Annotated in this window: 32 protein-coding genes; 24 read left to right on the top strand and 8 right to left on the bottom strand. The window is 65.4% G+C overall.

Annotation, left to right across the window (positions count from 1 at the left end):
* Positions 1-31: 31 nt before the first annotated feature.
* Complete coding sequence (gene secA2 / locus AB0P23_RS00480) at positions 32-2,335, top strand: accessory Sec system translocase SecA2 (RefSeq protein WP_363796555.1); 2,304 nt, start codon at positions 32-34, stop codon at positions 2,333-2,335.
* Positions 2,328-2,735, top strand: a complete 408-nt coding sequence (locus tag AB0P23_RS00475) for an META domain-containing protein (RefSeq protein ID WP_052054876.1) — start codon at positions 2,328-2,330, stop codon at positions 2,733-2,735. The genes secA2 and AB0P23_RS00475 overlap by 8 nt, the downstream gene beginning before the upstream one ends.
* Here the strand turns inward: AB0P23_RS00475 and AB0P23_RS00470 are convergent.
* Entirely contained in the window at positions 2,722-3,318 is a 597-nt protein-coding gene (locus AB0P23_RS00470; RefSeq protein ID WP_027497309.1) for a TetR/AcrR family transcriptional regulator C-terminal domain-containing protein, read from the bottom strand. The two genes, AB0P23_RS00475 and AB0P23_RS00470, sit on opposite strands and share 14 nt — an antisense overlap.
* 125 nt (positions 3,319-3,443) lie before the next feature.
* Between AB0P23_RS00470 and bioB the strand changes: the two genes are divergently transcribed.
* The 3 genes from bioB to AB0P23_RS00455 are packed head-to-tail and all read left to right on the top strand — an operon-like array spanning position 3,444 to position 5,286.
* Positions 3,444-4,436 (top strand): biotin synthase BioB, encoded by a 993-nt coding sequence (gene bioB / locus AB0P23_RS00465; protein ID WP_032370319.1) that lies wholly within the window; start codon positions 3,444-3,446, stop codon positions 4,434-4,436.
* Positions 4,437-4,458: 22 nt separating this feature from the next.
* Positions 4,459-4,683: a hypothetical protein gene (locus tag AB0P23_RS00460; protein ID WP_032382834.1), complete on the top strand. Its 225-nt coding sequence runs from the start codon at positions 4,459-4,461 to the stop codon at positions 4,681-4,683.
* Positions 4,684-5,286, top strand: a complete 603-nt coding sequence (locus tag AB0P23_RS00455) for a DUF2567 domain-containing protein (RefSeq protein ID WP_027497306.1) — start codon at positions 4,684-4,686, stop codon at positions 5,284-5,286.
* 13 nt (positions 5,287-5,299) lie between these two features.
* Here AB0P23_RS00455 and AB0P23_RS00450 read toward each other — a convergent pair whose 3' ends face one another.
* Positions 5,300-5,998 (bottom strand): NUDIX domain-containing protein, encoded by a 699-nt coding sequence (locus tag AB0P23_RS00450; protein ID WP_363796551.1) that lies wholly within the window; start codon positions 5,996-5,998, stop codon positions 5,300-5,302.
* A gap of 79 nt (positions 5,999-6,077) precedes the next feature.
* On the opposite strand from AB0P23_RS00450, the gene nadA reads away from it, so the two are divergent.
* Genes nadA through AB0P23_RS00430 form a run of 4 tightly spaced genes read left to right on the top strand, consistent with a single transcriptional unit; the run spans position 6,078 to position 9,986 of the window.
* Positions 6,078-7,136 (top strand): quinolinate synthase NadA, encoded by a 1,059-nt coding sequence (gene nadA, locus AB0P23_RS00445; protein ID WP_048318691.1) that lies wholly within the window; start codon positions 6,078-6,080, stop codon positions 7,134-7,136.
* The gene (locus AB0P23_RS00440) at positions 7,133-8,701 is read left to right on the top strand and encodes an L-aspartate oxidase (protein ID WP_206498143.1); all 1,569 of its coding nucleotides are present in this window, start codon (positions 7,133-7,135) and stop codon (positions 8,699-8,701) included. The genes nadA and AB0P23_RS00440 overlap by 4 nt, the downstream gene beginning before the upstream one ends.
* Before the next feature lies 1 nt (position 8,702).
* On the top strand, positions 8,703-9,578 hold the full coding sequence (nadC, locus tag AB0P23_RS00435; RefSeq protein ID WP_363796549.1) for a carboxylating nicotinate-nucleotide diphosphorylase: 876 nt from the start codon (positions 8,703-8,705) through the stop codon (positions 9,576-9,578).
* A 33-nt stretch (positions 9,579-9,611) separates the two neighbouring features.
* Positions 9,612-9,986, top strand: a complete 375-nt coding sequence (locus AB0P23_RS00430) for an RNA-binding S4 domain-containing protein (protein WP_032368080.1) — start codon at positions 9,612-9,614, stop codon at positions 9,984-9,986.
* Positions 9,987-10,043: 57 nt separating this feature from the next.
* Here the strand turns inward: AB0P23_RS00430 and AB0P23_RS00425 are convergent, their stop codons facing one another.
* On the bottom strand, positions 10,044-11,024 hold the full coding sequence (locus tag AB0P23_RS00425) for a LysR family transcriptional regulator (RefSeq protein ID WP_206498142.1): 981 nt from the start codon (positions 11,022-11,024) through the stop codon (positions 10,044-10,046).
* Between the two features lie 78 nt (positions 11,025-11,102).
* Here AB0P23_RS00425 and AB0P23_RS00420 point away from each other — a divergent pair, with 78 nt between their 5' ends.
* A complete protein-coding gene (locus AB0P23_RS00420; protein ID WP_283550175.1) occupies positions 11,103-11,519 on the top strand; it encodes a DUF5997 family protein in 417 nt (138 codons plus the stop codon).
* Here the strand turns inward: AB0P23_RS00420 and AB0P23_RS00415 are convergent.
* From AB0P23_RS00415 to rhtB, 3 genes are read right to left on the bottom strand one after another with little or no spacing between them, the layout of a single operon-like run.
* Entirely contained in the window at positions 11,516-11,899 is a 384-nt protein-coding gene (locus tag AB0P23_RS00415; protein WP_206498141.1) for a YchJ family protein, read from the bottom strand. The two genes, AB0P23_RS00420 and AB0P23_RS00415, sit on opposite strands and share 4 nt — an antisense overlap.
* On the bottom strand, positions 11,896-12,045 hold the full coding sequence (locus AB0P23_RS00410) for a hypothetical protein (RefSeq protein ID WP_179273973.1): 150 nt from the start codon (positions 12,043-12,045) through the stop codon (positions 11,896-11,898). Before AB0P23_RS00410 ends, AB0P23_RS00415 begins: the two co-directional genes overlap by 4 nt.
* A gap of 11 nt (positions 12,046-12,056) precedes the next feature.
* Positions 12,057-12,683 carry a homoserine/homoserine lactone efflux protein gene (gene rhtB / locus AB0P23_RS00405; RefSeq protein WP_032368077.1) on the bottom strand — a complete coding sequence of 209 codons (627 nt, stop codon included), beginning with the start codon at positions 12,681-12,683 and terminating at the stop codon, positions 12,057-12,059.
* An 83-nt stretch (positions 12,684-12,766) separates the two neighbouring features.
* On the opposite strand from rhtB, the gene AB0P23_RS00400 reads away from it, so the two are divergent.
* From AB0P23_RS00400 to hisI, 12 genes are all read left to right on the top strand, one after another.
* Complete coding sequence (locus AB0P23_RS00400) at positions 12,767-13,234, top strand: SRPBCC family protein (protein WP_027497296.1); 468 nt, start codon at positions 12,767-12,769, stop codon at positions 13,232-13,234.
* 49 nt (positions 13,235-13,283) lie between these two features.
* Positions 13,284-13,802 carry a DinB family protein gene (locus tag AB0P23_RS00395; RefSeq protein ID WP_283550176.1) on the top strand — a complete coding sequence of 173 codons (519 nt, stop codon included), beginning with the start codon at positions 13,284-13,286 and terminating at the stop codon, positions 13,800-13,802.
* A gap of 89 nt (positions 13,803-13,891) precedes the next feature.
* Positions 13,892-15,244, top strand: a complete 1,353-nt coding sequence (gene hisD / locus AB0P23_RS00390) for a histidinol dehydrogenase (RefSeq protein WP_206498138.1) — start codon at positions 13,892-13,894, stop codon at positions 15,242-15,244.
* Positions 15,241-16,371, top strand: a complete 1,131-nt coding sequence (locus AB0P23_RS00385; RefSeq protein ID WP_283550177.1) for a histidinol-phosphate transaminase — start codon at positions 15,241-15,243, stop codon at positions 16,369-16,371. The genes hisD and AB0P23_RS00385 overlap by 4 nt, the downstream gene beginning before the upstream one ends.
* Positions 16,368-16,991, top strand: a complete 624-nt coding sequence (gene hisB / locus AB0P23_RS00380; RefSeq protein WP_027497292.1) for an imidazoleglycerol-phosphate dehydratase HisB — start codon at positions 16,368-16,370, stop codon at positions 16,989-16,991. The genes AB0P23_RS00385 and hisB overlap by 4 nt, the downstream gene beginning before the upstream one ends.
* 61 nt (positions 16,992-17,052) lie before the next feature.
* The gene (locus AB0P23_RS00375) at positions 17,053-18,159 is read left to right on the top strand and encodes an MFS transporter (RefSeq protein WP_032387815.1); all 1,107 of its coding nucleotides are present in this window, start codon (positions 17,053-17,055) and stop codon (positions 18,157-18,159) included.
* A gap of 9 nt (positions 18,160-18,168) precedes the next feature.
* A complete protein-coding gene (hisH, locus tag AB0P23_RS00370; protein ID WP_032382841.1) occupies positions 18,169-18,798 on the top strand; it encodes an imidazole glycerol phosphate synthase subunit HisH in 630 nt (209 codons plus the stop codon).
* Positions 18,795-19,010, top strand: coding sequence for a hypothetical protein (locus AB0P23_RS00365; protein ID WP_027497289.1), 216 nt, complete (start codon positions 18,795-18,797; stop codon positions 19,008-19,010). Before hisH ends, AB0P23_RS00365 begins: the two co-directional genes overlap by 4 nt.
* An 83-nt stretch (positions 19,011-19,093) precedes the next feature.
* Entirely contained in the window at positions 19,094-19,828 is a 735-nt protein-coding gene (gene priA / locus AB0P23_RS00360; protein WP_283348345.1) for a bifunctional 1-(5-phosphoribosyl)-5-((5-phosphoribosylamino)methylideneamino)imidazole-4-carboxamide isomerase/phosphoribosylanthranilate isomerase PriA, read from the top strand.
* Positions 19,829-19,834: 6 nt separating this feature from the next.
* The gene (locus AB0P23_RS00355; RefSeq protein WP_283348344.1) at positions 19,835-20,665 is read left to right on the top strand and encodes an inositol monophosphatase family protein; all 831 of its coding nucleotides are present in this window, start codon (positions 19,835-19,837) and stop codon (positions 20,663-20,665) included.
* The gene (gene hisF / locus AB0P23_RS00350; protein WP_027497286.1) at positions 20,662-21,435 is read left to right on the top strand and encodes an imidazole glycerol phosphate synthase subunit HisF; all 774 of its coding nucleotides are present in this window, start codon (positions 20,662-20,664) and stop codon (positions 21,433-21,435) included. The genes AB0P23_RS00355 and hisF overlap by 4 nt, the downstream gene beginning before the upstream one ends.
* Before the next feature lie 14 nt (positions 21,436-21,449).
* Positions 21,450-21,803, top strand: a complete 354-nt coding sequence (hisI, locus tag AB0P23_RS00345) for a phosphoribosyl-AMP cyclohydrolase (RefSeq protein ID WP_027497285.1) — start codon at positions 21,450-21,452, stop codon at positions 21,801-21,803.
* Here hisI and AB0P23_RS00340 read toward each other — a convergent pair.
* Both AB0P23_RS00340 and AB0P23_RS00335 read right to left on the bottom strand, forming a co-directional pair.
* Positions 21,794-22,300 carry a MarR family transcriptional regulator gene (locus AB0P23_RS00340; RefSeq protein WP_045841353.1) on the bottom strand — a complete coding sequence of 169 codons (507 nt, stop codon included), beginning with the start codon at positions 22,298-22,300 and terminating at the stop codon, positions 21,794-21,796. The genes hisI and AB0P23_RS00340 overlap by 10 nt on opposite strands.
* An 88-nt stretch (positions 22,301-22,388) precedes the next feature.
* The gene (locus AB0P23_RS00335; protein WP_032400005.1) at positions 22,389-22,850 is read right to left on the bottom strand and encodes a peroxiredoxin; all 462 of its coding nucleotides are present in this window, start codon (positions 22,848-22,850) and stop codon (positions 22,389-22,391) included.
* A gap of 104 nt (positions 22,851-22,954) precedes the next feature.
* Here AB0P23_RS00335 and AB0P23_RS00330 point away from each other — a divergent pair, with 104 nt between their 5' ends.
* Both AB0P23_RS00330 and AB0P23_RS00325 read left to right on the top strand, forming a co-directional pair.
* The gene (locus AB0P23_RS00330) at positions 22,955-24,511 is read left to right on the top strand and encodes an anthranilate synthase component I (RefSeq protein ID WP_363796734.1); all 1,557 of its coding nucleotides are present in this window, start codon (positions 22,955-22,957) and stop codon (positions 24,509-24,511) included.
* A complete protein-coding gene (locus tag AB0P23_RS00325) occupies positions 24,508-25,173 on the top strand; it encodes a TIGR02234 family membrane protein (RefSeq protein ID WP_363796542.1) in 666 nt (221 codons plus the stop codon). The genes AB0P23_RS00330 and AB0P23_RS00325 overlap by 4 nt, the downstream gene beginning before the upstream one ends.
* Positions 25,174-25,245: the final 72 nt, after the last annotated feature.

Below are 25,245 nucleotides of genomic sequence, written 5' to 3'. Positions count from 1 at the left end.
GATCACGTACTTTCTCGAGTAGGGATGACAGATGGCTGTGGGCTCCGACCGGTTCTGGCGTGTACTCGGCCGCTCTGCGCAGAAGGCGCAGAGCGCGTCGCGTCGGCGCGTCGAGCAGGCAGGAGACCATGCGAGCTGGGCTTCGGGCTTGTCGGACGCCGAATTGGCCACCGAGGCCGCTGCGTTGCGGGCCCCGAGCGCGTCGAAACTCGACGTTCCGCGGTACCTGGCGTTGACGCGTGAGGCGAGCGACCGCACGCTCGGCATGCGACCGTTCGACGTACAACTTCTGGGAGCCGAGCGACTGCTCGCCGGTGACGTGGTGGAAATGGCGACCGGCGAAGGAAAGACGTTGTCCGGGGCCGTGGCTGCGGTGGGATACGTTCTGTCCGGTCGCAGGGTTCACGTCATCTCGGTCAACGACTTTCTCGCACAACGTGATGCGCGGTGGATGTCTCCGCTGTTCGAGGCTCTGGGTATCACCGTCGGTTCCATCGCCGAGTCGTCCTCCGCGCAGGAACGTCGGGATTCCTACGCGTGCGATATCACGTACGCGTCGGTCAACGAGGTCGGATTCGATGTTCTCCGTGACCATTTGGTCGACGATCGTGCCGATCTGGTGTCGCCCGTCCCGGATGTCGCACTGATCGACGAGGCCGACTCGGTGTTGGTCGACGAAGCGTTGGTGCCGTTGGTGTTGGCCGGCTCGGTATCGGGTGACGTGTCGACCTCGACGGTGATGGACGCAGTCCGCCTGTTGGACAAGGGGATCGACTTCGACACCGATGCCGAAGGACGCAATGTGTTCCTCACGGACGAGGGCGCGCTTCGGCTCGAGAAGGAACTCGGCGGAATCGATCTCTACTCCGAGCAGCACGTCGGATCGACCCTCGTTGCGGTCAATGTCGCGCTGCACGCTCAGGTGCTGGTGCAACGCGATGTCGACTACATCGTGCGTGAGGGACGTGTTCAGCTGATCAACGCTTCCCGTGGCCGAGTGGCGGACTTGCAGCGTTGGCCGGACGGGTTACAGGCGGCCGTAGAGATCAAGGAGGGGCTCGAGCCCACCGAGACCGGTGAAATTCTCGACACGATCACGGTGCAGGCGCTGATCAACCGGTATGCCACCGTATGTGGAATGACCGGCACGGCAATGGCGGCGGGGGAGCAGCTGCGTACGTTCTACGGGCTCGGCGTCTCGGTCATCGAGCCGAACGTGCCGACGTTGCGGGTCGACGAGGTCGACCGGGTGTACGACACGGTCGAGCACAAGAATGCCGCAATTGCGCAGCAGGTCAAGGAAATTCATGAGACCGGGCAACCGATACTCGTCGGCACGCACGATGTCGCGGAGTCGGAGACGCTGGCGGCGATCCTCGCGGAATCCGGTGTGGACGCCGTCGTACTCAACGCCAAGAACGACGCCGAGGAGGCCGCGGTCATCGCTGCCGCCGGAGTGCACGGCGCGGTCACCGTCTCGACGCAGATCGCCGGGCGCGGAACCGACATCAAGCTCGGGGGACCGGAGGGGACCGACCGCGACCGCATCGCCGAGTTGGGTGGGCTGTTCGTCGTCGGCACCGGCCGCCACACCACCGAGCGGCTCGACAATCAATTGCGAGGACGTGCGGGCAGGCAGGGCGACCCGGGCCGTTCGGTGTTCTTCGGCAGTTGGGAGGACGACGTCGTCAAGAACAACATCGGTGACAAGGACGCACCGAAAGGCATCGACGACAGCGGCCTGTTCACCTCTGCCGCGGCAGCCGATCGAGTCGATCATGCCCAGCGCATCGCCGAAGGACAGATGCTCGAAATACACTCGCGTACCTGGCGCTACAACCAACTGACGGCGCAGCATCGGGAGATTCTGGACCGTCGTAGGGCAGCGTTGCTGGACACCGGAGAGGCGTTGGCTCTGCTCGAGGAGCAGTCGCCGACGCGATCGAAGGAACTTCGCGAGAACGTGTCGGAGGAGACCCTCGTGGTGGTCGCCCGCCGAATCGTTCTTCACCACCTCGACCGCGCGTGGTCGGACTACCTAGCGCACCTGGCCGACGTGCGCGAGAGCATCCACCTCCGTGCGCTGGGTCGCGAGAATCCACTCGACGAGTACCACCGAATTGCGGTCGAGGCCTTCAAGACTGTCTCCGCCAAGGCCATGGATCTGTCCCACGCGACATTCGAGTCGGCCGAGATCACCTCCGACGGAATCGATCTCGACAATGCCGGTATGCGCCGACCGACGTCGACGTGGACGTACATGGTGCACGACAACCCGTTTGCCTCCCGCGGAAATGCCGGTGCGGCCGGTCTGGGGCCGATCTTCGGTGGCTGACGCGCGCCGGGCACTGCTCGCTCTCGCCTGTGGCGTGAGCGTGTTGGCCTCGGGCTGCACCGATTCGTACGGGGAATTCCCGGCAGACAAGAATTACACCTCCGTCGATGCCGACGGTTCCTACACCCCGGTCTCGGGTACGACGATCCGGCTCGAGTTCGCCGACGACCGCATCTCGGCCGAAGCCGGATGCAACAGGTTGTTCGGCACCGTCGACACTTCGCTGGGGACGCTCACCGTCGATTCCCTGGGTGCCACGCGGATGGGGTGCCCGGCCGAGCTCATGGAGCAGGATCGGTGGCTGTCGGAGTTTCTGTCCTCGAAGCCGAAATGGTCCAGAGAAGACGACACGATGACTCTGGACAACGGACGCGACCGAATCGTGTTCACCGAATCCTGACGGAGCGTGGTTCGGACGCGGCGTGGCGCACGCCGTCCAGAAAGAGCCGGAGACCGAAGTCGAATTTGCTGGTGGGATCGGGGCGCTCGAACATCGGGGACGCGTCGGCGGTCAGCGCCCCGGCCGAGTCCATCTGGAGCCGAGCCTGTTCGTCCACGGTATGGCCGAGCACGTAGTACAGCAACGTATCGGCGGTCAGTTCGGCGTCGACTCTGGGCAACCCGGCACGAATGCAGACCGCGGCGATGCGTTCACGGATGCGGTTGGTGGTGAGCCGCGAGGCGTAGGTCGAGGCGACCAGTTCGGCTCCGTCGCGCCGGGAGAGCAGCGCGTCGCGAAGTCGATGTGCGATCTGCGAGATCTGCGCGTCCCACAGTTCTTCCGTCGACGGTGCGTCGGCACCGGACAGTATGTGATCTGCGATCGCTCCCAGCAGCGTCTGCTTGTTGGGGAAGTGCCAGTACAGCGCTCCGGGTTGGACGTGCAGTGAGGTCGCCAGGCGGCGCATGGTCAGATCCGCGAGGCCGTACTCGTCGAGAATGGCTATTGCACCGTCCAGGACGTCCTGCCTGCGTAGCTGCACTTCCTACCCCTGCCGTTCGACGCGGTGTTTCGCTTTGACAGTAGCCGAGTGCGGTGCCTAACGTGAACGCCGTTCAACTTGAACGGTGTTCAATTCCGAGACCGTTCGACGACGAGGGGACCGGTATGGACATATTGCGTACGGCGCGCCTGCAGGTGCTCGACAACGGCATTGCGCTCGATCGATCCCAGGTGCTCGAGGTACTCGAGCTCGGAGAGGATCGTCTCGAAGAGACGATGCAACTGGCGCACGAGGTTCGGATGCGATGGTGCGGACCGGAAGTGGAGGTCGAGGGGATCGTCAGCCTCAAGACCGGAGGCTGCCCCGAGGACTGCCACTTCTGCTCGCAGTCGGGCCTGTTCGCCTCTCCGGTGCGGGCGGCCTGGCTCGATATTCCGTCGTTGGTCGAGGCGGCGAAACAGACCGCGAAGACCGGAGCCACGGAGTTCTGCATCGTGGCCGCAGTGCGGGGTCCGGACGCTCGACTGCTCGCGCAGGTCGCCGCAGGAATCGAGGCCATTCGCGGCGAGGTCGACATCGACATCGCTTGTTCGCTGGGCATGCTCGACCAGGATCAGGTCGACCAACTCGCCGCAATGGGTGTGCACCGCTACAACCACAACCTCGAGACCTCGCGGTCCTACTTTCCGAACGTGGTCACCACCCATACCTGGGAGGAACGCTGGAACACACTGCGGATGGTCCGCGAGGCCGGCATGGAGGTCTGTTGCGGAGGCATCCTCGGTATGGGCGAGACGCTGGAGCAGCGAGCTGAGTTCGCAGCCGATCTCGGCGCTCTCGAACCCGACGAGGTTCCCCTGAATTTCTTGAACCCACGTCCCGGAACGCCGTTCGGAGATCTGGACGTGCTGCCTGCATCGGATGCGTTGCGAGCCGTTGCCGCCTTCCGGCTGGCCCTGCCGCGGACGATTCTTCGATTCGCGGGCGGCCGCGAGATCACTCTCGGTGATCTCGGAGCTCAGCAGGGAATTCTGGGCGGCATCAACGCGATCATCGTCGGAAACTACTTGACGACGCTCGGTCGTCCCGCCGAGGAGGATCTCGATCTTCTCGGGGAACTGCAGATGCCGATCAAAGCGTTGAACTCGACGATCTGATGCGCGTATTAAGGTGGGTCGAATGACGAGCGAGAGCCGGTACGACCCGCACACCGGTCGGCCTGTCGAGGTCGGTACGGATGCGGGGGCACCGTCGTTCTCGGTTGCCGTCGGTCTCGGGCTGGAGCCGCCGAGGTACTGCGACCGGTGCGGTCGCAGGATGGTGGTGCAGATCGTGCCCGACGGATGGACGTCGGTGTGCTCGCGGCACGGCCTGATCGATTCCGCCGCGACGGGTAGGCGTTAGGTGACGACCTCGTCTGCCGTCGAGACTCCGGAGCGGCGTCGAACGCTTCGCTTTGTGGCTCTGGTCGGCGGTGTGACGATCGCGCTGTCCGCCGTCGGCGGTCTGCTGTGGGGATTCCTGGCACCGAGCCAGCAGTTGCTCGTCGTCGCGCAGGACAGAGGAGCAACACTGACCGGGGAGAGTCTGCATCGATTCGACGCTCTCGCCCTGTTCGTCCTCGTCTCGTTCGCTCTCGGCATTCTCGTGCCGATCGGGTGGTGGCTGTGGATTTCCCAGCGGGGTCCACGGCTGTTCGTGGCCGTGTTCGTCGGGTCGTTCGTCGGCTCGATCGCAGCAGTGCTGGTGGGCAACGGCGTTGCGGCGCTGCGATTCCCGAGGGCGGACGAGCCGGCCGTCGGATCGATCGTCCGGGTTGCACCGAGTATCGACACGCCAACGGCACTGATCGTGCAGGCGCTGACGGCGTCGTTGGTGATACTGCTGCTCGCGGCGATGAATCCCAACGACGATCTGCAGCACCCCGATTCCGATCCCGAGCTCGACGAGATCGAATTCGACGTCGCTCCGCCGCCGCCGTCGTTCGACTCGCGGGTGCCCGACTGACGGCGGATCTCGTTCATGCCTGTGGTGGCCGCAATGCCGCGAACTCGTCGGTGACGCGAATGCTGTTGTCGGCGAACCGGAACAATGCTGGAGGCCGTCCACCCACTCGACCCGACGGTGCACGCCGTCCGGTGGGTTCGATGACGCCGCGGCGGCTCAGTACCCGTTGCAGATTGGTGGCGTCGACCTGATAGCCGAGGGCTGCGCCGTAGATTTCGCGAAGCGTCGAAATCGCGAATTCTGCAGGAGCGAGGGCGAATCCGATGTTGGTGTACGACAGTTTGGCGACCAGTCGATGCCGTGCGTGCTCGACGACCGTTCCGTGATCGAACGACATGGCGGGCAGCTCCGACACCGGGTACCAGGTCGTATCCGCGGGCAGGGTCGGCTCGGCCGCGATCGGTACGAGGCCCAGGAACGTCGACGCGATTCGGCGATCTCCCGGCACTCTGTCGGGCTCGCTGAAGATGGACAGCTGCTCGAGGTGTGCCACCTTGCGTACGTCGACCTTCTCGGCGAGCTGCCTCCGCGCGGACGTGGCCAGGTTCTCGTCGTAGCGCAGGGTGCCCCCGGGGAGTGACCAGGTGCCCGCCTCGGGGTCGAGCGCACGCTGCCACAGCAGGACCGCCAGTTCAGGGGTGTCGGGGTCGGAAAAGACCCGAACTTGGAACACCGCAATGAGTACTTCGTGGACGGTGCTACGATGAATCATGTTTTCGATCATAAGTCGAAAACTTCCTCGGAGGAAATTCGGTCACCGACGACCGGATGATCGGTGAAGGAGAACCGTCATGACCAGCAGCGCTACCCAGGTGAACTTCCTGGACTCGGCTTTCGCCGGAGTCCGCGACATCGTCGATGGAGCCGGTGGTTACGGGGGAGTCGACGCGTCGGCGGAATGGGCCGCGGAAGTGCGACGGCTCGCCGATCTGCGAGGTGCGACCCTGCTGGCGCACAACTATCAGCTGCCTGCGATTCAGGACGTTGCCGATCACGTCGGTGATTCGCTCGCGCTCTCGCGCATGGCCGCCGAGGTATCCGAGGACACCATCGTGTTCTGCGGCGTGCACTTCATGGCCGAGACCGCCAAGATCCTCAGCCCGCAGAAGACGATCCTGATCCCGGACCAGCGTGCGGGTTGCTCGCTCGCCGACTCGATCACTGCCGAGCAGTTGCGCGAGTGGAAGGCAGACTTCCCGGATGCCGTCGTCGTCTCTTACGTCAACACCACCGCTGAGATCAAGGCGCTCACCGACATCTGCTGCACCTCGTCCAACGCGGTCGAGGTCGTGCAATCGATCGATCCGAGCCGCGACATCCTCTTCCTGCCCGACCAGTTCCTCGGGGCTCATGTCAAGCGCGTGACCGGGCGAGAGAATCTGCACATCTGGGCCGGTGAATGCCACGTCCACGCAGGCATCAACGGCGACGAGCTCGCCGAGAAGTCTCGGACCCACCCCGATGCGGAGCTGTACGTGCATCCCGAATGCGGTTGCGCCACCTCGGCTCTCTACCTCGCCGGCGAAGGATTCGTGCCCGCCGACAAGGTCAAGATCCTTTCCACCGGCGGCATGCTCGACGCGGCCCGCGCCACCGAATCCAAGCAGGTTCTGGTCGCCACCGAGATCGGGATGCTGCATCAACTCCGCAGGGCTGCACCCGATGTCGACTTCTTGGCCGTCAACGACCGCGCGTCGTGCGGATACATGAAGATGATCACGCCCGCCGCGCTGTTGCGCTGCCTCGTCGAAGGGCGCGACGAGGTCCACGTCGACCTCGAAACGGCGAACATCGCCAGCAAGTCGGTGCAACGCATGATCGAGATCGGCACACCCGGCGGCGGCGAGTGAACCCGTCGGTCGCCTGGGAAACCGCGGCCGACCTCGTCGTCGTCGGCGGCGGAATCGCCGGACTGACCGCGGCTCGCACGGCCGCCGCTCGCGGTCTGCGCGTGCTGACGGTCAGCAAGGGCAGTTCGGTCGACACCGCGACCAAGTATGCGCAGGGCGGAATCGCAGTCGTCGGCACCGATCTCGGCGACTCGATCGATGCGCACGTGTCGGATACCTGCGCAGCAGGCGCGGGCCTGTGCGACGAGGATGCGGTGCGTTCCATCGTGTCCGGCGGCCGTGCGGCGATCGCGTCGCTCGAAGTCGCCGGCGCACATTTCGATCGTGCGCCCGACGGTTCGGTTTCCCGCACCCGAGAGGGTGGCCACAGTGTGCGCCGAATCATCCATTCCGGCGGCGATGCCACCGGAGCGGAGGTACAACGCGCACTGGACTCCGCAGTGCCTTCGGTGGAATTCGACACCACCGCGCTCCGTGTACTGACCACCGACGGCGAGGTGGCCGGACTCCTCGTGCGCGGGCCTCGCGGTGTCGGCGTCGTTCGCACTCCGACGGTGTTGCTCGCGACAGGCGGCCTGGGACAACTGTTCTCGTGCAGTACCAACCCGGCCGGTGCCACGGCCGACGGCATTGCGCTGGCTCTGGATGCGGGCGCACGTGTCGCGGATCTGGAGTTCGTTCAGTTCCACCCGACCGTGCTGTTCGCCGCAGGGTCGACGGGCCGTCGCCCGTTGATCAGCGAAGCGGTGCGTGGAGAGGGTGCACGCTTGGTCGATGCCACCGGCCGCGCATTCATGGACGGTGTTCACCCCATGGGCGACCTCGCACCACGCGACGTGGTCTCGCGTGCCATCGCCGAGTTGCTGTACCGCAGCGGCGACGACCACGTGTTGCTGGACGCCCGTCGCGTGGAGCACGTGCGTGAGCGTTTCCCGACCGTGACGGCATCGTGCCTGGACGCCGGCATCGATCCCGCAACGGATCTCATCCCCGTTGCACCCGCCGCGCACTACTCGTGCGGGGGAGTCGTGACCGACACGTTCGGACGGACGTCCGTCTCGGGATTGCTCGCTGCGGGTGAGGTGGCGCGCACCGGGCTGCACGGTGCCAACCGGCTGGCGTCGAACAGTCTGCTCGAGGGTCTGGTGGTCGGCGAACGCGCTGCGCTCGTCGCCGCGGAGCGGGTCGGAACCACGGTCGCGGTGTCCGATACCGCACTGCCTGTCTACCGGCGGATCGATCGCGCGGTACTGCAGCGAACCATGACCACGCACGTCGGTGTCGTCCGCGATGCGTCCGGTCTTGCGGACGCACAGAACGTGCTGGCACACGGCGTGGTGTCGGAACCGCCGGTCGACGGCGTAGCGGTCGAGGATGCCGCCCTGACGGCAGCGGCAGACGTGATCGTGCTGGCTGCGGCGCACCGCCGAGAGAGCCGAGGGTGTCACACCCGACGGGATTTCCCGGACAGCATGCCCGAGTACCGACGGAGCCCGTATGTCGAACGCGACGAGAACGGACGACTGACGATCGTGAACGATGACGTGATGACGGGAGCAAGCTGACATGACCGGTACTGCCGACGAAGTGAACCCGGGAGTCGACCGCGACGAGGTTCTCGCACTCATCCGCACCGCGCTCGACGAGGATCTCCGGTACGGGCCGGATATCACCACCATGGCAACGGTTCCCGAGGACGCCGTGGCCACGGCGTCGGTGGTGTCTCGACAGTTCGGCACCCTCGCGGGCCTCGATGTCGGACTGCTGGTTCTCGACGAGGTGATCGGTTCGGGCGCGTACTCGATCCGCCACAGGACCGCCGACGGATCGAATGTCGAACCCGGACAGGCTGTTCTGACGGTCGAAGCTCCCACCCGTGGATTGCTCACCGCCGAGCGCACCATGCTCAATATCGTCTGTCACCTGTCGGGTATCGCAACTGCCACGGCCGGCTGGGTCGCCGAGGTCGCAGAGACCGAGTGTCGCATTCGAGACAGTCGAAAGACTTTGCCCGGACTGCGATCGCTGCAGAAGTACGCGGTACGGGCGGGCGGCGGTGTCAACCATCGGATGGGTCTCGGTGACGCCGCGCTGATCAAGGACAACCACGTCGCGGCGGCCGGCTCCGTCGTCGCTGCCCTGCGAGCCGTGCGTGCCGCTGCGCCGAACATCGCCTGCGAGGTAGAGGTCGACAGTCTCGAACAACTCGACGAGGTGCTCGCCGAGAACGTCGAACTCGTTCTGCTGGACAACTTCGCGCTGTGGCAGACGCAGATGGCGGTGCAGCGCCGCGACAAGTTCGCGCCGGACACCAAGTTGGAATCCTCGGGTGGACTGACCGTCGACGTGGCTCGGGATTTCGCGCGTACGGGGGTCGACTTCCTGGCGGTGGGCGGTCTGACACACTCGGTAACAGTGCTCGACCTCGGCCTGGACATGTAGCCGAGCCTCACGATTCGAGGAAGACGTTCGAAGATGGAATTGCAGAGTGCCCGTCTGGACAGCTGGATCTGGGCGGTGCGACTGTTCAAGACGCGGTCTGCCGCCGCCGCAGCCTGTCGCGGTGGGCATGTCCGCGTCAACGGCACCCCCGCAAAGCCCGGCCAACGCGTCGGGCCGGACGACGAGATCCGGCTGCGCGTGGAGGGCGTGGAGAAGATCGTCGTCGTCGTACGTGCCATCACCAAACGCGTCGGCGCGTCGGTGGTAGCCGAGTGCATGATCGATCGCAGTCCGCCGCCGCCACCGAAAGAGGTTCTGGCGTCGGTTCCCCGACGTGACCGCGGAACGGGCCGTCCGACCAAGCGTGATCGACGTGACATCGATCGGCTGCGGCTGCGCCCCTCGTAGTCGTGAGCGTTTTGCGTACCTCCGGGGGCGCACAACGCGCTCGAGGGCGAAGCCCGGCTAGCGTCTCTTTCCGCTGCGACGTGCGTTCGTTTTCGTCTTGACGACCGGTCGAGCCGGTTTGGAGGGCTGCGCCTTCTTCTTGACGGGCGCGTCGTCCGACGATCCGCGTGAACTTCGCGTCGACCGGCCCCGCACGATGCCGATGAATTCTTCGATGCGGTCGTCTTCCCGCTCCGCCACCCAGGCCAGTGCGATCTGCGACTGCTCGACGTCGGTGACCGGGCGGTACACGAGATCTTTGCGAGCGTTGAATCGCGCAACCGAGTGCGGGACGATCGCCACGCCCAGCCCGGCAGCCACGTATTCGAAAGTCTCCGCTGTGCTGGTCATCGGTGGCAGTGCGGGACGATCGCCGGTGCTCAGTTCTGTTGCAACAGCGGCCCATTCGGGCACCGAGGTCGGATCGGCGAGCAGGTGTTCGTCGGCGAGGTCCAGCGCGGTGACCGAGTCGAATGCTGCGACCGCATGGTCTTTGGGCACCACCACGACCTGAACTTCCTGATACAGCCCGATGGCGTTCAGACCCTCACGGTCGATCGGCGGCCTGACGAAGCTGACGTCGACCGTTCTGTCACGCAGATGAGACACCTGCGTGTCCGGAGTCGTCGCCACGACGGACAACGCGACATCGGGAAACCGATCGGCCCAGATTCGCGTCCACTTGGTCAGTGTCACGCCCTCGGCGTATCCGATGGTGAAACTGCGCGGCTCGCCGGCAGCAACCTGTGCAACCTCCGAACGCCGATCGTCCTCGGCGATCTCGACCAACGCGCGTTCGAGCAGATCGCGTCCGTCGGCGGTGAGTTCGGTGGGGGAGGCACCCGGCACGAACAGGTCGACGCCGAGCAACTCTTCGAGTTCCACCACGGTCTTGCTGAGGCGGATTCGGGAGATTCCGAGCGACTGAGCAGCGCGGGCGAAATGCAGTTGTTGCGCCACTGCCGCATACCAGCGCAGTGTCTGCACATCGATGTTCACGGAGTCGAGCCTATGGGACGGTGCACGAAGCGCGGGACGGTGGCGTCGGGACCGCCGATTGCCGGATAAGCTGGTCCGGTGAGCCCGGAGAACAAACAGCAGACCATGAAGCCATTGACCGCGGCGAACAAGCTCGGCATCTATCTACCCGCAGCGCCAAAAGAGTTCCAGAACTCGATGATCAGCAGATCCGACCTGGACGCCCTGCGCAGCGATCCGCCGCAGTGGCTGACCGACTTGCAGACCGACGGACCCTTCCCCCGCGACGTGATCGCGAAGAAGCTCGACGTGTCCATCGCCGGATTGGCACGCGGCGGAGTCACCGAAGCGTTGACCAGTGTGGAGATCGAGGAATTGATCGCCAGCCCACCGCAGTGGCTGGTACGCGAGCGTCGGACTCAGATCCAGGTTCGCAAGGATGCCGAGCGCATCAAGGAGAAGCAGGAAGCGCGTCGCACTGCGGGCAATCGGCCCACGAAACTACGCAACCTCTAGGGCGCGACGACTCCGTCGAGGTATCGCCACCGGCCGTCGACCCGAACGAAACGGCTGATCTCCGACATCGTGCCGGCACCGTCGGGATGCCTGTACCGTGCCTCGAACTGCACGGTGCCGGTCTCGTCGAAAATCCCGCCTGCGTCGGCGGCAAGGATGTCGAGTCGATACCACCGTTGGTCGGGGTTCAACTCCAGGTCGGCCGGTGCGGTGTCGGGATGCCAGGACGTCCGCAGGTAGGCGACGTCGCCGACGGCGAACGCGGTGAAGCGCGAGCGCATCAGCTTCTCGGCCGTCGGCGCTTCGACGGAGCCCGTCAGGTACGGCTCGCAACAGGCATCGAACGTGTCCCCACTCGAACACGGACACCGTGTACTCACTCGTCGACCTCCACTTCGACTGTGTAGGTACCGAGTTCGTGCTCGTCCCGCTTGCCCACGTCCTGAATCCAGGTGTTGGCTTCGAGCAGAGTGTCGAACAGCCCCAACGGAATCGGATCTCCGCCGAGCGCATTCTTCATGATCACGCGGTATTTCCTCATGGGGTCACCCTTCGTACCGTGGCCAGAAATGTTGCGGCGGCGAAGAACAGGCCGGCGAACGTGCGGTTCATGGTCTTCTGCTGACGGTGCGACCGCATCATGCGGAGGACTCGCGATGCCAGAGAGGTGTAACCGGTCATCACCAGCATGTCGACGACGACCATGGTCGCGGCGATGGCGAGGTACTGGGTGATCAGCGGCCGCGTCGGGTCGAGAAACTGGGGCAGTACAGCGACCATGAACACGACGGCTTTCGGGTTGCTCGCGTTGACGAGAAATCCTCGCGCGAGCATCGTCGTGCCTCGATCCGCCACCGCGGGGGCGTCCGCGACTTCGGACGGAGCCGACCGCCACTGGCGAATGCCGAGGTAGACCAGATAGGCGACACCGAACCACTTGATCGCGGTGAAGGCCAGGGCCGAATTGGCAAGGACAGCACCGAGTCCGACTGCGACGATGCCGATCTGGACCAGCAGGCCGATCTGCAGCCCGAAGATGTTCCAGTAGCCGCGGCGCAGGCCGTAGCGCAGACCTGTGGACATCGACGCGATGGCTCCGGCTCCGGGAGACAGACTGATGACGATGCTCGCGCCGAGGAAGGCGAGCCACACTGACCAGGACATGTGTTCATTGAACTACGCCCGTCAATTCGCATTCTGCGCGGTGGCCGGGTGTCGATACGGTCATTGTGGGGTAGACGCTGCAGATGGCAGACATCAGAACCATCGACAGCGGTCCCCAGCAGGTCACGAGACAGACCGAGGTTCGGGCACCGGCAGCCGAACTGTTCGACATCGTGGCCGATCCCACCCGGCACGGCGAGCTGGACGGATCCGGCACAGTCAAGGACACCGTCCGTGGACCCGAGAGGCTGAGCAGCGGCGCGAAATTCTCCGTCGGCATGAAGCAGTACGGCGTGCCGTACAAGATCACCAGCACCGTGACCGAGTTCGTGGATGCGGATCGACACAAGATCATCGAGTGGCAGCACCCGATGGGCCACAGCTGGCGCTGGGAATTCGAGGAGAAGCAGCCGGGCCTGACCACTGTCACCGAGAGCTTCGTCTACGGCACCGCCAAGGTTCCGAAAATGCTCGAGTTGTTCAAGATGCCGCAGAAGAATGCGCAGGGCATCACGAGCACACTGCACAATCTGGCTGCTCGTTACGCCTGACCTCTCGGACAGCCCGTGGCGGTACGGGCCCTGCTCTACAGTGACCCGCATGCCGATCGAACCCGATACCAAGAACTGGACGTGGGTCCTCGACAGTGCCTGCCCCGACTGCGGGTTCGACTCGAGCTCCGTCGAATACGACGCCGTGCCCGAGTTGATTCGCGGCGACGTGGATCGATGGATCGCAGTGCTCCATCGTGAGGACGCGTCAGTGCGGCCCGACGATTCGACGTGGTCGGCGCTCGAATACGGCGCACATGTTCGGGATGCACACCGCATATTCCGCACTCGGTTGGCGCTGGTGCTGACCGAGGACGATCCCGAGTTCGACAACTGGGATCAGGATGCCACGGCCGTGGCCGAGAACTACAACGCGCAGAGTCCGGCGACGGTGGCGTCGGAACTCGGGGAAGCGGCACATGCATTGGCCGACGCCTTCTCGGCTGTGCCGCCGGAAGACCGTGATCGCAGAGGGCGACGCAGCGACGGTTCCCACTTCACCGTCGAAACTCTGGCGGCCTACTACATTCACGATCCCATCCACCATCTGTGGGACGTGCGGGGCTGAGCCGAATTCGGTGGAACTATCCTGGTGGTTCGGACAACACTGATTCGACCGAACCCCGGCACCGAACCGACTCCACGAAGGGGCCCACTATGCCTGCCCGCATCGAGCTCGCCCGCGTCGATCTACGCGGACGAACTCCATCCACTGCCGAACTACGCGGCGCTCTTCCCCGAGGCGGAGTGGATGTCGATTCGGTGCTGCATCAGGTTCGGCCCGTCGTCGACGCCGTCAAGGACCGTGGGGCCGACGCGGCCCTCGAGTTCAGCGAGAAGTTCGACGGAGTCCGTCCGGACCGCGTTCGGGTTCCGCAGCAGGAATTGGTTCGAGCTCTCGACGAGCTGGACCCGGCCGTCCGGGCCGCCCTCGAGGTCGCGATCGAGCGAACCCGCCTGGTGCACTCGGATCAACGCCGCACCGACCACACCACCCAGGTCGTGCCCGGCGGCACGGTGACCGAGCGCTGGATTCCGGTCGATCGCGTGGGTCTCTACGTGCCCGGTGGCAACGCTGTGTACCCGTCGTCGGTCGTGATGAACGTGGTGCCTGCGCAGATCGCTGGCGTCGGTTCGCTGGTGGTGGCGTCGCCGCCGCAGAAGAACTTCGGTGGATTACCCCACCCGACGATCCTGGCGGCCGCGCAGCTCCTCGGAGTCGACGAGGTCTGGGCCGTCGGCGGCGGTCAGGGCATCGCTCTGCTCACGTACGGCGGTGTCGACACCGACGGCGAAGAACTGGCGCCGGTCGATCTGATCACCGGCCCGGGCAACATATACGTCACGGCGGCCAAGCGACTGTGTCGTTCGCTCATCGGAATCGACTCCGAGGCAGGCCCTACCGAGATCGCGATTCTCGCCGACGCCACCGCGGATCCGCTGCACGTCGCAGCAGACCTGATCAGTCAAGCCGAGCACGACGTGATGGCCGCCAGTGTGCTGGTGACCGACAGCCTCGAACTCGCCGATGCCGTCGACGAGGCTGTCAATGCGCAGATGGCGTCCACCCGGCACGCGGAACGCGTCACCACGGCGCTGAGCGGTAGCCAGTCCGGAATCGTTCTGGTCGACGACGTCACACAGGGCCTGGCCGTGGTCAACGCCTATGCGGCCGAACACCTGGAGATTCAGACGAAGGACGCGTCCGACGTCGCCGCTCGCGTGCGCAGCGCCGGTGCTGTATTCGTGGGGGCGTGGTCTCCAGTGAGCCTCGGTGACTACTGCGCCGGCTCCAATCACGTACTGCCGACGGCCGGGTGCGCTCGGCATTCGTCCGGCCTGAGTGTGCAGACGTTCCTGCGTGGGATCCACGTGGTGGACTACAGCGAGGCCGCACTGAAAGATGTTGCTGCGCACGTCATTGCGCTGGCCAACGCCGAAGATCTCCCGGCTCACGGTGAGGCCGTTCGGCTGCGTTTCGAGGGGTTGCGTACCGGTGGTACATCATGAGTGATGCTCTGGGGCAATCAATTTCGCTCGACGATCTGCCGTTGCGCGAGGCGCTGATCGGCAAGTCGCCGTACGGCGCGCCGCAGCTCACCGTGCCGGTTCAGTTGAACACCAACGAGAATCCACACCCGCCGACGCAGGCACTGATCGACGACGTTGCCGAATCGGTGCGCATCGCCGCGGCGCAGCTGCACCGGTATCCGGATCGCGACGCAGACGACTTGCGAGCCGACCTGGCGCGTTATCTCACCGGGCAAACCGGCTTTGCGGTCGACACTGCCAACGTGTGGGCGGCCAACGGCTCCAACGAGATTCTGCAGCAACTCCTCCAGGCCTTCGGTGGGCCGGACCGTACCGCGCTGGGTTTCGTGCCGTCGTACTCGATGCACCCGATCATTTCGTCGGGGACTCAGACCGAGTGGATTCCGGCGCAGCGTCGGGCGGATTTCTCTCTCGACGTCGACTACGCCGTGCAGGCGATCGAGGAGCGTAAGCCGGACGTCGTGTTCGTGACCAGCCCCAACAATCCGACCGGGCACAGTATCGACGAGGCAGATCTACGTCGAATCCTCGACGCCGCACCGGGAATCGTCGTGGTCGACGAGGCGTACGCCGAATTCTCCTCGGCGGCAAGCGCAATCGGATTGATCGAGAGCTACCCCAGCAAGATCGTCGTCAGTCGGACCATGAGCAAGGCATTCGCGTTCGCCGGCGGACGGCTGGGATACCTCGTTGCGGCCCCGGCCGTGATCGACGCAATGCTGTTGGTGCGCTTGCCCTATCACCTCTCGGTGGTCACACAAGCCGCCGCTCGGGCCGCGTTGCGGCATGCCGACGACACCCTCGCGAGCGTGGCCGAACTGTCGGCCGAACGCGATCGTGTTGCCGAAACACTCGCCGACCAGGGATACGACGTGATCCCGTCCGACGCCAACTTCCTGCTCTTCGGCCGATTCGCCGATGCCGCCCGGACGTGGCAGCGATATCTCGACGACGGCGTCCTCATTCGCGACGTCGGTATTCCCGGGTATCTGCGTGTCACCATCGGACTCGCCCACGAGAACGACCGATTCCTCACCGTCAGCTCGGAACTCGCATCGACCGAAAGAGCAGAGGCACTGCAGTGACCACACCCGCTCCCCGTATCGCCAAGATCGAGCGCACCACCAAGGAATCCGACATCTCCGTCGAGCTGAACCTCGACGGCACCGGCATCGTCGACATCTCCACCGGCGTGCCGTTCTACGACCACATGCTCACTGCCCTCGGCACCCATGCCCGCTTCGATCTCACTGTGCGGGCCAAGGGCGACATCGAGATCGAGGCGCATCACACGGTCGAGGACACTGCGATCGTGCTCGGGCAAGCGTTGGGCCAAGCCCTCGGCGACAAGTCCGGCATCACCCGCTTCGGCGACTCGTTCATTCCGATGGACGAGACACTCGTGCATGCGGCGGTCGACGTGTCCGGCCGTCCCTACTGCGTGCACACCGGCGAGCCGGACTACATGGTGCACTCGGTGATCGGCGGCTACCCGGGTGTTCCTTACTCCACCGTGATCAACAAGCATGTGTTCGAGACCTTGGCGTCCAACGCTCGGATCGCGTTGCATGTCCGCGTCATCTACGGCCGCGACCAGCACCACATCACCGAGGCGGAGTTCAAGGCCGTCGCTCGGGCGCTGCGTCAGGCCACCGAATACGACCCTCGGGTCACCGGAATTCTCTCCACCAAGGGCAGTCTGTGATCGGTCGAGCGGTGCTCGTGCGTTGAGTGGTCTGAGTTCGATTCGTGGCCTCCCGGCCGCGATGGCCATGGGTGCGGCCGCGTTCGGCGGCTGGGGCCTGTTGCTCCCGGTGGTTCCGCTGGCGGTGTCGCAATCGGGTTCGTCCGACGCGGTGGCGGCAGCCAGCACCGCGATCTTCATGGCCACCACGGTCATCACCCAACTGTTCGTTCCCTCGATGCTGGTTCGCGTCGGCCATCGGCCCGTACTTGCGGCCGGTTGCCTGCTTCTGGGTGTTCCGGCGTTGCTGTTCATCGTGTCGGTGCAGGCCGTACCGGCACTGGCCGTATCGGCGCTGCGGGGCACGGGTTTCGGAATGTTGACGGTCGCCGGGGCCGCCATCGTCGCCGAGTTGGCACCGACCCACTTGCTCGGCCGCGCGACGGGAGCACAGGGGATCGCGGTTGCGTTGTCGCAGATGGTGACGTTGCCGCTGGGCCTGGTGATCTTCGCGGCCAGCCCGACGGCGGTGTTCGTACTGGGGGCTCTGGTTCCCGCTGCGGGCTTGATCGGGGTGGCTCTGTTACCGCCGACCCGCCCCGCACCGCAACCGGCTCGGGTCGACCGGGTCCGCCTCGACGCTCGGCGGTTCCTGGTGCCGTGCCTCGTCGTTGCGTCGGTGTCGGCGTCGTACGGCGGCATCACCAGTCTGCTGCCGATCGCCGAATCCGAGCGAGCCGCGATGATCGGCGTGGCCCTCGCCGTGGTCAGTGCCGCGATGCTGGTCGGTCGATATGCCGCCGGCTCGGTTGCCGATCGCATCGGAATCGGCCGGTCGGTGGTGCCTGCGCTCATCTCCGCGGCCCTGGGCGTCGGTTTGTTCGCCGTTGCCGCCGCGGGTGCCATGCCTGCCGCACTGTTCTTCGTTGCCGCGGTGTTGTTCGGAATCGGTTACGGCGCATGCCAGAACGACAGTCTGGTGATGGCCTTCGACGCGGCGGGGCCCGCGCGGTACAGCAGCGCCAGTGCCGTGTGGAACATCAGCTTCGATGCCGGTACCGGCGCAGGGGCGCTCGCCCTCGGTGTGATCGCGACGAGTGTGGGCTACACCGCCGGGTTCACTGCAGGTGCAGCCACCGTTGCCGTTGTCGCGGCGGTGGCACTGATCGCGCGTCCACGTCCCCGATAGACTCGTTCCATGACTTCTGTGGTGTTGCTCGACTACGGCTCGGGCAATCTGCACTCGGCGAAAAGGGCGTTGGCCCGCGTCGGTGCCGACGTGACGGTGACCTCCGACTTCGACGAAGCCCTGAATGCAGAAGCGCTGGTGGTTCCCGGGGTCGGTGCATTCGCCGCCTGTATGGAGGGTCTGACGGCCGTTCGAGGTGAGCGCATCATCGGGCGTCGTCTCGCGGGTGGCCGCCCGGTGCTGGGAATTTGCGTCGGAATGCAGATCCTCTTCGATCGCGGTGTCGAGTTCGGCGTCGAGGCGGACGGGTGCGGCGAATGGCCGGGCACCGTCGAACGCCTGCAGGCCGAAGTGCTCCCGCACATGGGTTGGAACACCGTCGAGGCTCCGGAGAACAGCGTGCTGTTCGACGGCATCGACCCCGAGACACGGTTCTATTTCGTCCATTCGTACGCCGCGCAGCAGTGGGAACTCGAACCGAGCGAGACCATCGCCGCGCCGTTGCTCACGTGGGCCGATCACGGTGGCCGCTTCCTCGCTGCCGTGGAGAACGGCGCGCTCTCGGCCACGCAGTTCCACCCGGAGAAGTCCGGCGACGCCGGTGCCGCGTTGCTCGAGAACTGGGTTCGATCGGTGTGAGCGAACGCGAGTTCTCGCTCGGCCGGTTGGCGTTTCGAGCGCTCGGGGCGGCAGTTGCGGTACTCGCCCTCGCGACCGTGTCGATTGCTGTGTGGCAGCCCACCGCCGGCGTTGCTCTGCTCATCGCGTTGGCCGGAGTTGTCGGGGCGATCACGGCCATGGGGGTCGTGTCCACGCGCATGACGCGCAAGGAACTCGGTCCCGACAGCTGACGGTTCGTCCCGGCGGCCTGCGGATCCAGGCAGTGCTGACCCGTTTTGAATTCGACGCGAGTCGGCCCGTAGCATAACCGCACGTGAGCCTGGTCTTATTGCCTGCTGTCGATGTCGCAGGCGGCGAAGCTGTCCGTCTCGTTCAAGGGGAAGCCGGTAGCGAAACGAAGTACGGTTCGCCCCGTGATGCCGCCCTGGCGTGGCAGAACGACGGCGCCGAGTGGGTCCATCTGGTGGATCTCGATGCAGCGTTCGGGCGCGGGTCCAACCGTGAACTGTTGGTCTCGGTCGTCGGTGAGCTCGATGTGAAGGTCGAGCTCTCGGGCGGAATTCGCGACGACGATTCCCTGCGCGCCGCCCTCGCAACCGGATGCGCACGCGTCAACCTGGGTACGGCGGCTCTGGAAGACCCCGAGTGGTGCGCTCGGGCGATCGGCGAATTCGGCGATCGTGTCGCGGTCGGCCTCGACGTGCTGATGGTGGACGGCGCGCCTCGTCTGCGTGGCCGCGGTTGGGTCAGTGACGGCGGTGGCCTGTGGGAGGTACTCGAGCGGCTCGAACGCGACGGCTGCTCGCGGTACGTCGTCACCGACGTCACCAAGGACGGCACCCTGACCGGCCCGAACCTCGAACTTCTCGCCGACGTGTGCGACAGGACCGACAAGCCGGTCATCGCGTCCGGCGGCGTGTCGACGATCGCCGACCTCGAAGCGATCGCCGGACTGGTCGACCGTGGCGTGGAGGGATCCATCGTCGGAAAAGCCTTGTACGCCGGGCGTTTCACACTGCCCGATGCCCTCGCGGCAGTGTCTCGGTAACGACGAATGACCCTTCCCGAGGAACCGAGTCGTCTGCTCGAGATCGCCCGTGGGTTGCTCGACGGCATCCATGATCGGTTCCTCGCGGGCGTCGGCGCACCGAGTGCCGTGCAGAAGGGCCCCGACGACTTCGCCACCGCGGTGGATCTCGAACTCGAGCGTCGTCTGGGCGCGGAACTGTACGACGCCACCGGAATCGCCGTTCACGGTGAAGAGTTCGGCGGTCCCGATCTGAACTCCGGTCTCGTATGGGTACTCGACCCGATCGACGGCACATTCAACTACTCGTCCGGATTGCCCTCTGCCGGAACGTTGTTGGCGTTGCTCGACGACGGGGTGCCGGTCCTCGGGCTCACGTGGCTACCGCTGGTGAATCAGCGATTCTCTGCCGTGGCAGACGGCCCGTTGCTTCTGAACGGGGCACCGCTACCCGCACTGCAACCGAAGTCGTTGCGGGAGTCGATGATCGGGTTCGGTGCGTTCAACGTTGCCAGCCGTGGATCCATCCCCGGCCGCTTCCGGTTTCGCATTCTCGAAGAGTTGTCGATGCACTCCTCGCGGCTGCGCATGCACGGTGCCACCGGAGTCGATCTGGCGTACACCGCCAGCGGCGTACTGGGCGGTGCGGTGGTCTTCGGATACCGCGCCTGGGACAACGCTGCCGGGGCCCTGCTGGTTCGTGCTGCGGGCGGAATCGTCACCGATCTCGATGGCCGACCGTGGACCATCGATTCGAAGTCGGTGCTCGCGGCCGGCCCCGGAGTACACGGCGAACTGCTGAAGGTGATCACCGAACTCGGTGCACCCGGCGACTATCTGGAAGGACCGGTGCGATGAGCGTTGCGGTCAGAGTGATCCCGTGCCTCGATGTCGACGCCGGACGTGTCGTCAAGGGCGTCAACTTCGAAAACCTCCGCGACGCAGGTGATCCCGTCGAGCTCGCGGCAGCGTACGACGCACAGGGAGCCGACGAACTGACGTTCCTCGACGTCACGGCGTCCACATCCGATCGAGGAACCATGCTCGACGTCGTCAGCCGCACCGCCGAGCAGGTGTTCATTCCCCTGACCGTCGGTGGGGGAGTACGCACTGTCGCCGACGTCGACCTACTGCTGCGGGCCGGTGCCGACAAGGTCAGCGTCAACACCGCGGCCATCGCTCGGCCGGAGTTGCTGCGCGAGCTCAGTGAGCGATTCGGGTCCCAGTGCATCGTCCTGTCGGTCGATGCACGCACCGTCCCGCAGGGACAGCAGGACACCCCGTCGGGCTGGGAAGTCACCACCCACGGCGGCAAGCGTGGAACCGGTATCGACGCTGTCGAATGGGCAGTACGCGGTGCCGAACTGGGAGTCGGTGAGATCCTTCTCAATTCGATGGATGCCGACGGCACGAAGGCCGGATTCGACCTGCCGATGATCGCGGCGGTCCGGTCCGCCGTGCACGTTCCCGTCATCGCCAGCGGAGGAGCAGGGCGCGTCGAACATTTCGCGCCCGCCGTCCACGCCGGAGCCGACGCCGTCCTTGCCGCAAGCGTGTTCCACTTCGGGGACCTCACCATCGGCCAGGTCAAAGAATCGATGCGCGCCGAGCGCATCGTCGTCCGCTAGCGAAGAGGTTTTCGATGACTCTCGACCCGACGCTGTCCGCCCGGCTCAAGCGAAACGAGGCCGGGCTGTTCAGTGCTGTGGTGCAGGAGCGCTCGACCGGCCAGGTACTGATGGTTGCCTGGATGGACGACGAAGCGTTGTCGCGCACGCTCGCGACGCGCAAGGGCACCTACTACTCCAGGTCCAGGCAGCAGTACTGGGTCAAGGGCGAGACCTCGGGGCACACGCAGTACGTGCACGAGGTGCGGCTCGATTGTGACGGGGACACAGTGCTGTTGGTCGTCGACCAGATCGGCGCGGCATGCCACACCGGCACCCACACCTGCTTCGACTCCGACGTGCTGTTGGGGCCCGCGGCTCAGGCGTGACCGGTTCCTGCGGCAATTCCCTTGTCCAGCTGAGTGAGTAGCGTCGTACTCAGAGTCGACAGTCGACCCACCTCCGCGTCGGACAATCCGTCGAATATCAGAGCCTGCACTGTCTCGACGTGTCCTGGTGCCGACGCCACGACCTTCTCCATACCGGCGTCGGTCAGCACCGCATAGGAACCGCGGCTCCCCGGAATACTCTCGCGGCGAACCCATCCCGCTTTCTCGAGCTTGGTGACCACGTGCGACAGACGTGACAGTGACGCGTTGGCGTACTCCGCGAGATCGCGCAGTTGAATTCGTCGCTGTGGATTCTCGCTGACGACCGCGAGGACGAAGTAATCGAAGTGGGTCAACTGCGAATCGCGTTGCAGCTGGGCGTCCAATGCTGCGGGCAGTCGGGTGACCAGGGCGACGAGCGCACGCCACGCCTCTTGCTGGCTCTCGGTGAGCCAGCGGGGATCCACCGCATCATTCGGTGTCGCCGACGTGTCCATCGCGGGTACCTTTCGATCGAGACAGTTGTGTTCTGCACATGATGCCTCGAGCATCCCCGGGCCCGAGGCATCGCGTCGAACAATCGACCTAGCTGCGGTGCGCGCGCAGGTATTCCAGCGCCTTGTCCGCGTGGGCCTCGAATCGCACCTCACTGGAGAAACTCTCGAGGACCTTGCGGTCGGTACCGATGACGAACGTCGCGCGCTTGACCGGGGAGAGCTTGGCGAGCAGGCCGCGCTTGACCCCGAATGCCGTCGCGACGGCACCGTCCTCGTCGGAGAGCAACGGATAGTCGAACGATTTGGCGGCGGCGAACTCGGCCTGCTTGGCGACCGCGTCGGCGCTGATGCCGACCCGGGTGGCACCCACCTCGGCGAATTCGCCTGCGAGATCGCGGAAATGGCAGGCTTCGGCGGTGCATCCGGGGGTGAAAGCAGCCGGGTAGAAGAACAGCACTATCGGACCGTCGGTCAGCAATTCGGTCAGCGTTCGCAGCTTTCCGGTCTGGTCCGGCAGGGAAAAATCGGGAACGAGCTCGCCTGGTTTCATGGTCGGCAGGTTACCGCGCGCGAGGGTGTCGCCGCCGAACCTGGGAGGATGGGGTCATGCACGGCGAGACGACTCCCCACACGAGCCCCACCGAGACCGCATCCATGGACGCCGCACCCATCGACGCCCAACCCACCGATGCCGCGGACTCGACCACGTCCCGGGAGGTGTTCCGCCAGCTCGCCGCCGAGCATCGAGTGGTGCCGGTGACGCGAAAGGTGCTCGCCGACTCCGAAACTCCGTTGTCGGCGTACCGCAAGCTTGCCGCCGACCGACCCGGAACGTTCTTGCTCGAATCCGCGGAGAACGGGCGTTCGTGGTCGAGATGGTCGTTCATCGGTGCGGGTGCGCCTGCGGCGCTGACGGTGGTCGACGGCGAGGCGGCGTGGCGCGGCAACGTGCCCGCAGGCGTCCCGAGCGGCGGTGACCCCCTCGACGTGTTGGCCCGAACCTTGGAGCTACTCCATTCCGAGCGCGTGCCGGGCCTGCCGCCGTTGACCGGCGGAATGGTCGGATACCTCGGATACGACTCGGTGCGGCGCATCGAGAAGTTGCCCGAACATGCGCAGGACGATCTCGGCATTCCCGAGATGGTCATGTTGCTGGCCACCGATCTGGCGGCCGTGGACCATCACGAAGGATCGATCACCCTGATCGCGAACGCGGTCAACTGGAACGGCACCGACGAGCACGTCGACCGGGCCTACGACGACGCGGTGAGTCGCCTGGACCGGATGTGCGCGGATCTGTCCGAGCCTGCTGCGTCGACGGTGTCGGTCTTCTCCAAGTCCGCGCCCCGTTTCCGCAGGCAGCGGACATCGGAGGGATTCGGTGCCGATGTCGAGCGGCTGGTCGAGGAGATCGAGGCCGGTGAAGCGTTTCAGGTGGTGCTCTCGCAGCGCTTCGAGATGGACACCGAGGCGTCTCCTCTCGACGTCTATCGCATGCTGCGGGCCTCGAATCCCAGCCCGTACATGTATCTGATGCACGTACCAGGGGAGAACGACGAGACTGCGTTCTCGATCGTCGGATCCAGCCCCGAAGCTCTCGTGACGGTCAAGGACGGTCTCGCGACCACGCACCCGATCGCCGGTACGCGCTGGCGCGGTGCCTCCGAGGAGGACGATGTGCTGCTCGAGAAGGATCTGCTGGCCGACGAGAAGGAGAACGCGGAGCATCTGATGCTCGTCGATCTCGGTCGCAACGATCTCGGCCGAGTGTGTGCTCCCGGGACGGTGCGCGTGGGCGACTATCGCCATATCGAGCGCTACAGCCACGTCATGCACCTGGTGTCGACGGTGACGGGACGGCTCGCCGAGGGAAAGCGGGCTCTGGACGCAGTCAAGGCGTGCTTCCCCGCGGGCACGCTGTCGGGTGCACCCAAGGTGCGGGCGATGGAACTGATCGACGAGCTCGAGCCGACGCGGCGTGGCATCTACGGCGGCATCGTCGGCTATCTCGACTTCGCCGGGGACGCCGATACCGCAATCTCGATTCGCACCGCGCTCATCAAGGACGGCACGGCGTACGTGCAGGCCGGTGCCGGAGTCGTGGCCGACTCGGTAGCGGAGTACGAGGACGAAGAAGCGAGGAACAAGGCCATGGCCGTGCTGAGTGCCGTCGCAGCAGCCGAAACGCTGCGTGAGGTAGGTGGCCGATGACCGAACGCTCCGGCGGCCGCGGATCGGCCGTTCTGCCTGTCGTGCTGCTCGTGGTTGCGGCCGCATGCCTGTGGGGTGCGCCCAGAATGACGTGGGTGAGCGTGACGTCCTCCGACGGTCTCGGCGAGAGCCGGACCGACGATCTCGTCGGCAGTACCTGGGCCGCGGCGACGACTCCTCTCGCCTTGGTGCTTGTCGCTGCTGTGGCGGCCTCGTTCGCGGTGCGCGGGTGGGCATCTCGGGTTCTGGCGTTGCTCATCGCGGTGGTTGCGATCGCTGCGGCGATTCCGGCCGTTCGGCTACTCGCCGCGGGGGCTTCGGACTCGGAGGCGGCTGCGCTCGCCGAGCTCCCGGCTCGTGCCGAGGTGACGATGACGACGGCATCGACACTGCCCGCGCTGATCACGCTCGCAGGGGCCCTGTGTGCGTTCGCGGCGGCTGCCCTGTCGATTCGGAAATCTTTTGGCCCACAGGTACTCTCGTCCAAGTACGCAGCTCCGGCTGTGCGGCGCGACGAAGTGGCTCGCCGGGCCGCTGGAACCACGTCCGCCGTGGGTGCACAGGACGAGGGTGAAGACCTGACCGAGCGCATGATGTGGGACGCGCTCGATGCCGGTGAAGACCCTACCGACGAGTCCGGTACCCGGCGTTCGTCGGATTGATTCGGCCCTCTACGCTAGGTTCCGACCTCGATGAGATTCCTCACATCGAATGTCGATGCTCAGAAAGGACTG

This window comes from Rhodococcus sp. NPDC077669, assembly GCF_040686915.1.
GTDB lineage: Bacteria > Actinomycetota > Actinomycetes > Mycobacteriales > Mycobacteriaceae > Rhodococcoides > Rhodococcoides fascians.
Note: the sequence above shows the minus strand (reverse complement) of the source record. Positions and strands in the feature narration are given on the sequence as shown.

Coding starts and splice junctions, on each gene's coding strand:
- hisD (WP_206498138.1), top strand. CDS start 13,892: ATGCCTGCCCGCATCGAGCTCGCCCGCGTCGATCTACGCGGACGAACT.
- secA2 (WP_363796555.1), top strand. CDS start 32: ATGGCTGTGGGCTCCGACCGGTTCTGGCGTGTACTCGGCCGCTCTGCG.
- AB0P23_RS00400 (WP_027497296.1), top strand. CDS start 12,767: ATGGCAGACATCAGAACCATCGACAGCGGTCCCCAGCAGGTCACGAGA.
- AB0P23_RS00375 (WP_032387815.1), top strand. CDS start 17,053: ATGGCCATGGGTGCGGCCGCGTTCGGCGGCTGGGGCCTGTTGCTCCCG.
- AB0P23_RS00450 (WP_363796551.1), bottom strand. CDS start 5,998: ATGATTCATCGTAGCACCGTCCACGAAGTACTCATTGCGGTGTTCCAA.
- nadC (WP_363796549.1), top strand. CDS start 8,703: ATGACCGGTACTGCCGACGAAGTGAACCCGGGAGTCGACCGCGACGAG.
- rhtB (WP_032368077.1), bottom strand. CDS start 12,683: ATGTCCTGGTCAGTGTGGCTCGCCTTCCTCGGCGCGAGCATCGTCATC.
- AB0P23_RS00330 (WP_363796734.1), top strand. CDS start 22,955: ATGGACGCCGCACCCATCGACGCCCAACCCACCGATGCCGCGGACTCG.
- AB0P23_RS00385 (WP_283550177.1), top strand. CDS start 15,241: ATGAGTGATGCTCTGGGGCAATCAATTTCGCTCGACGATCTGCCGTTG.
- AB0P23_RS00430 (WP_032368080.1), top strand. CDS start 9,612: ATGGAATTGCAGAGTGCCCGTCTGGACAGCTGGATCTGGGCGGTGCGA.
- hisI (WP_027497285.1), top strand. CDS start 21,450: ATGACTCTCGACCCGACGCTGTCCGCCCGGCTCAAGCGAAACGAGGCC.
- AB0P23_RS00340 (WP_045841353.1), bottom strand. CDS start 22,300: ATGGACACGTCGGCGACACCGAATGATGCGGTGGATCCCCGCTGGCTC.
- AB0P23_RS00325 (WP_363796542.1), top strand. CDS start 24,508: ATGACCGAACGCTCCGGCGGCCGCGGATCGGCCGTTCTGCCTGTCGTG.
- AB0P23_RS00355 (WP_283348344.1), top strand. CDS start 19,835: ATGACCCTTCCCGAGGAACCGAGTCGTCTGCTCGAGATCGCCCGTGGG.
- AB0P23_RS00460 (WP_032382834.1), top strand. CDS start 4,459: ATGACGAGCGAGAGCCGGTACGACCCGCACACCGGTCGGCCTGTCGAG.
- bioB (WP_032370319.1), top strand. CDS start 3,444: ATGGACATATTGCGTACGGCGCGCCTGCAGGTGCTCGACAACGGCATT.
- AB0P23_RS00335 (WP_032400005.1), bottom strand. CDS start 22,850: ATGAAACCAGGCGAGCTCGTTCCCGATTTTTCCCTGCCGGACCAGACC.
- AB0P23_RS00395 (WP_283550176.1), top strand. CDS start 13,284: ATGCCGATCGAACCCGATACCAAGAACTGGACGTGGGTCCTCGACAGT.
- hisF (WP_027497286.1), top strand. CDS start 20,662: ATGAGCGTTGCGGTCAGAGTGATCCCGTGCCTCGATGTCGACGCCGGA.
- nadA (WP_048318691.1), top strand. CDS start 6,078: ATGACCAGCAGCGCTACCCAGGTGAACTTCCTGGACTCGGCTTTCGCC.
- hisH (WP_032382841.1), top strand. CDS start 18,169: ATGACTTCTGTGGTGTTGCTCGACTACGGCTCGGGCAATCTGCACTCG.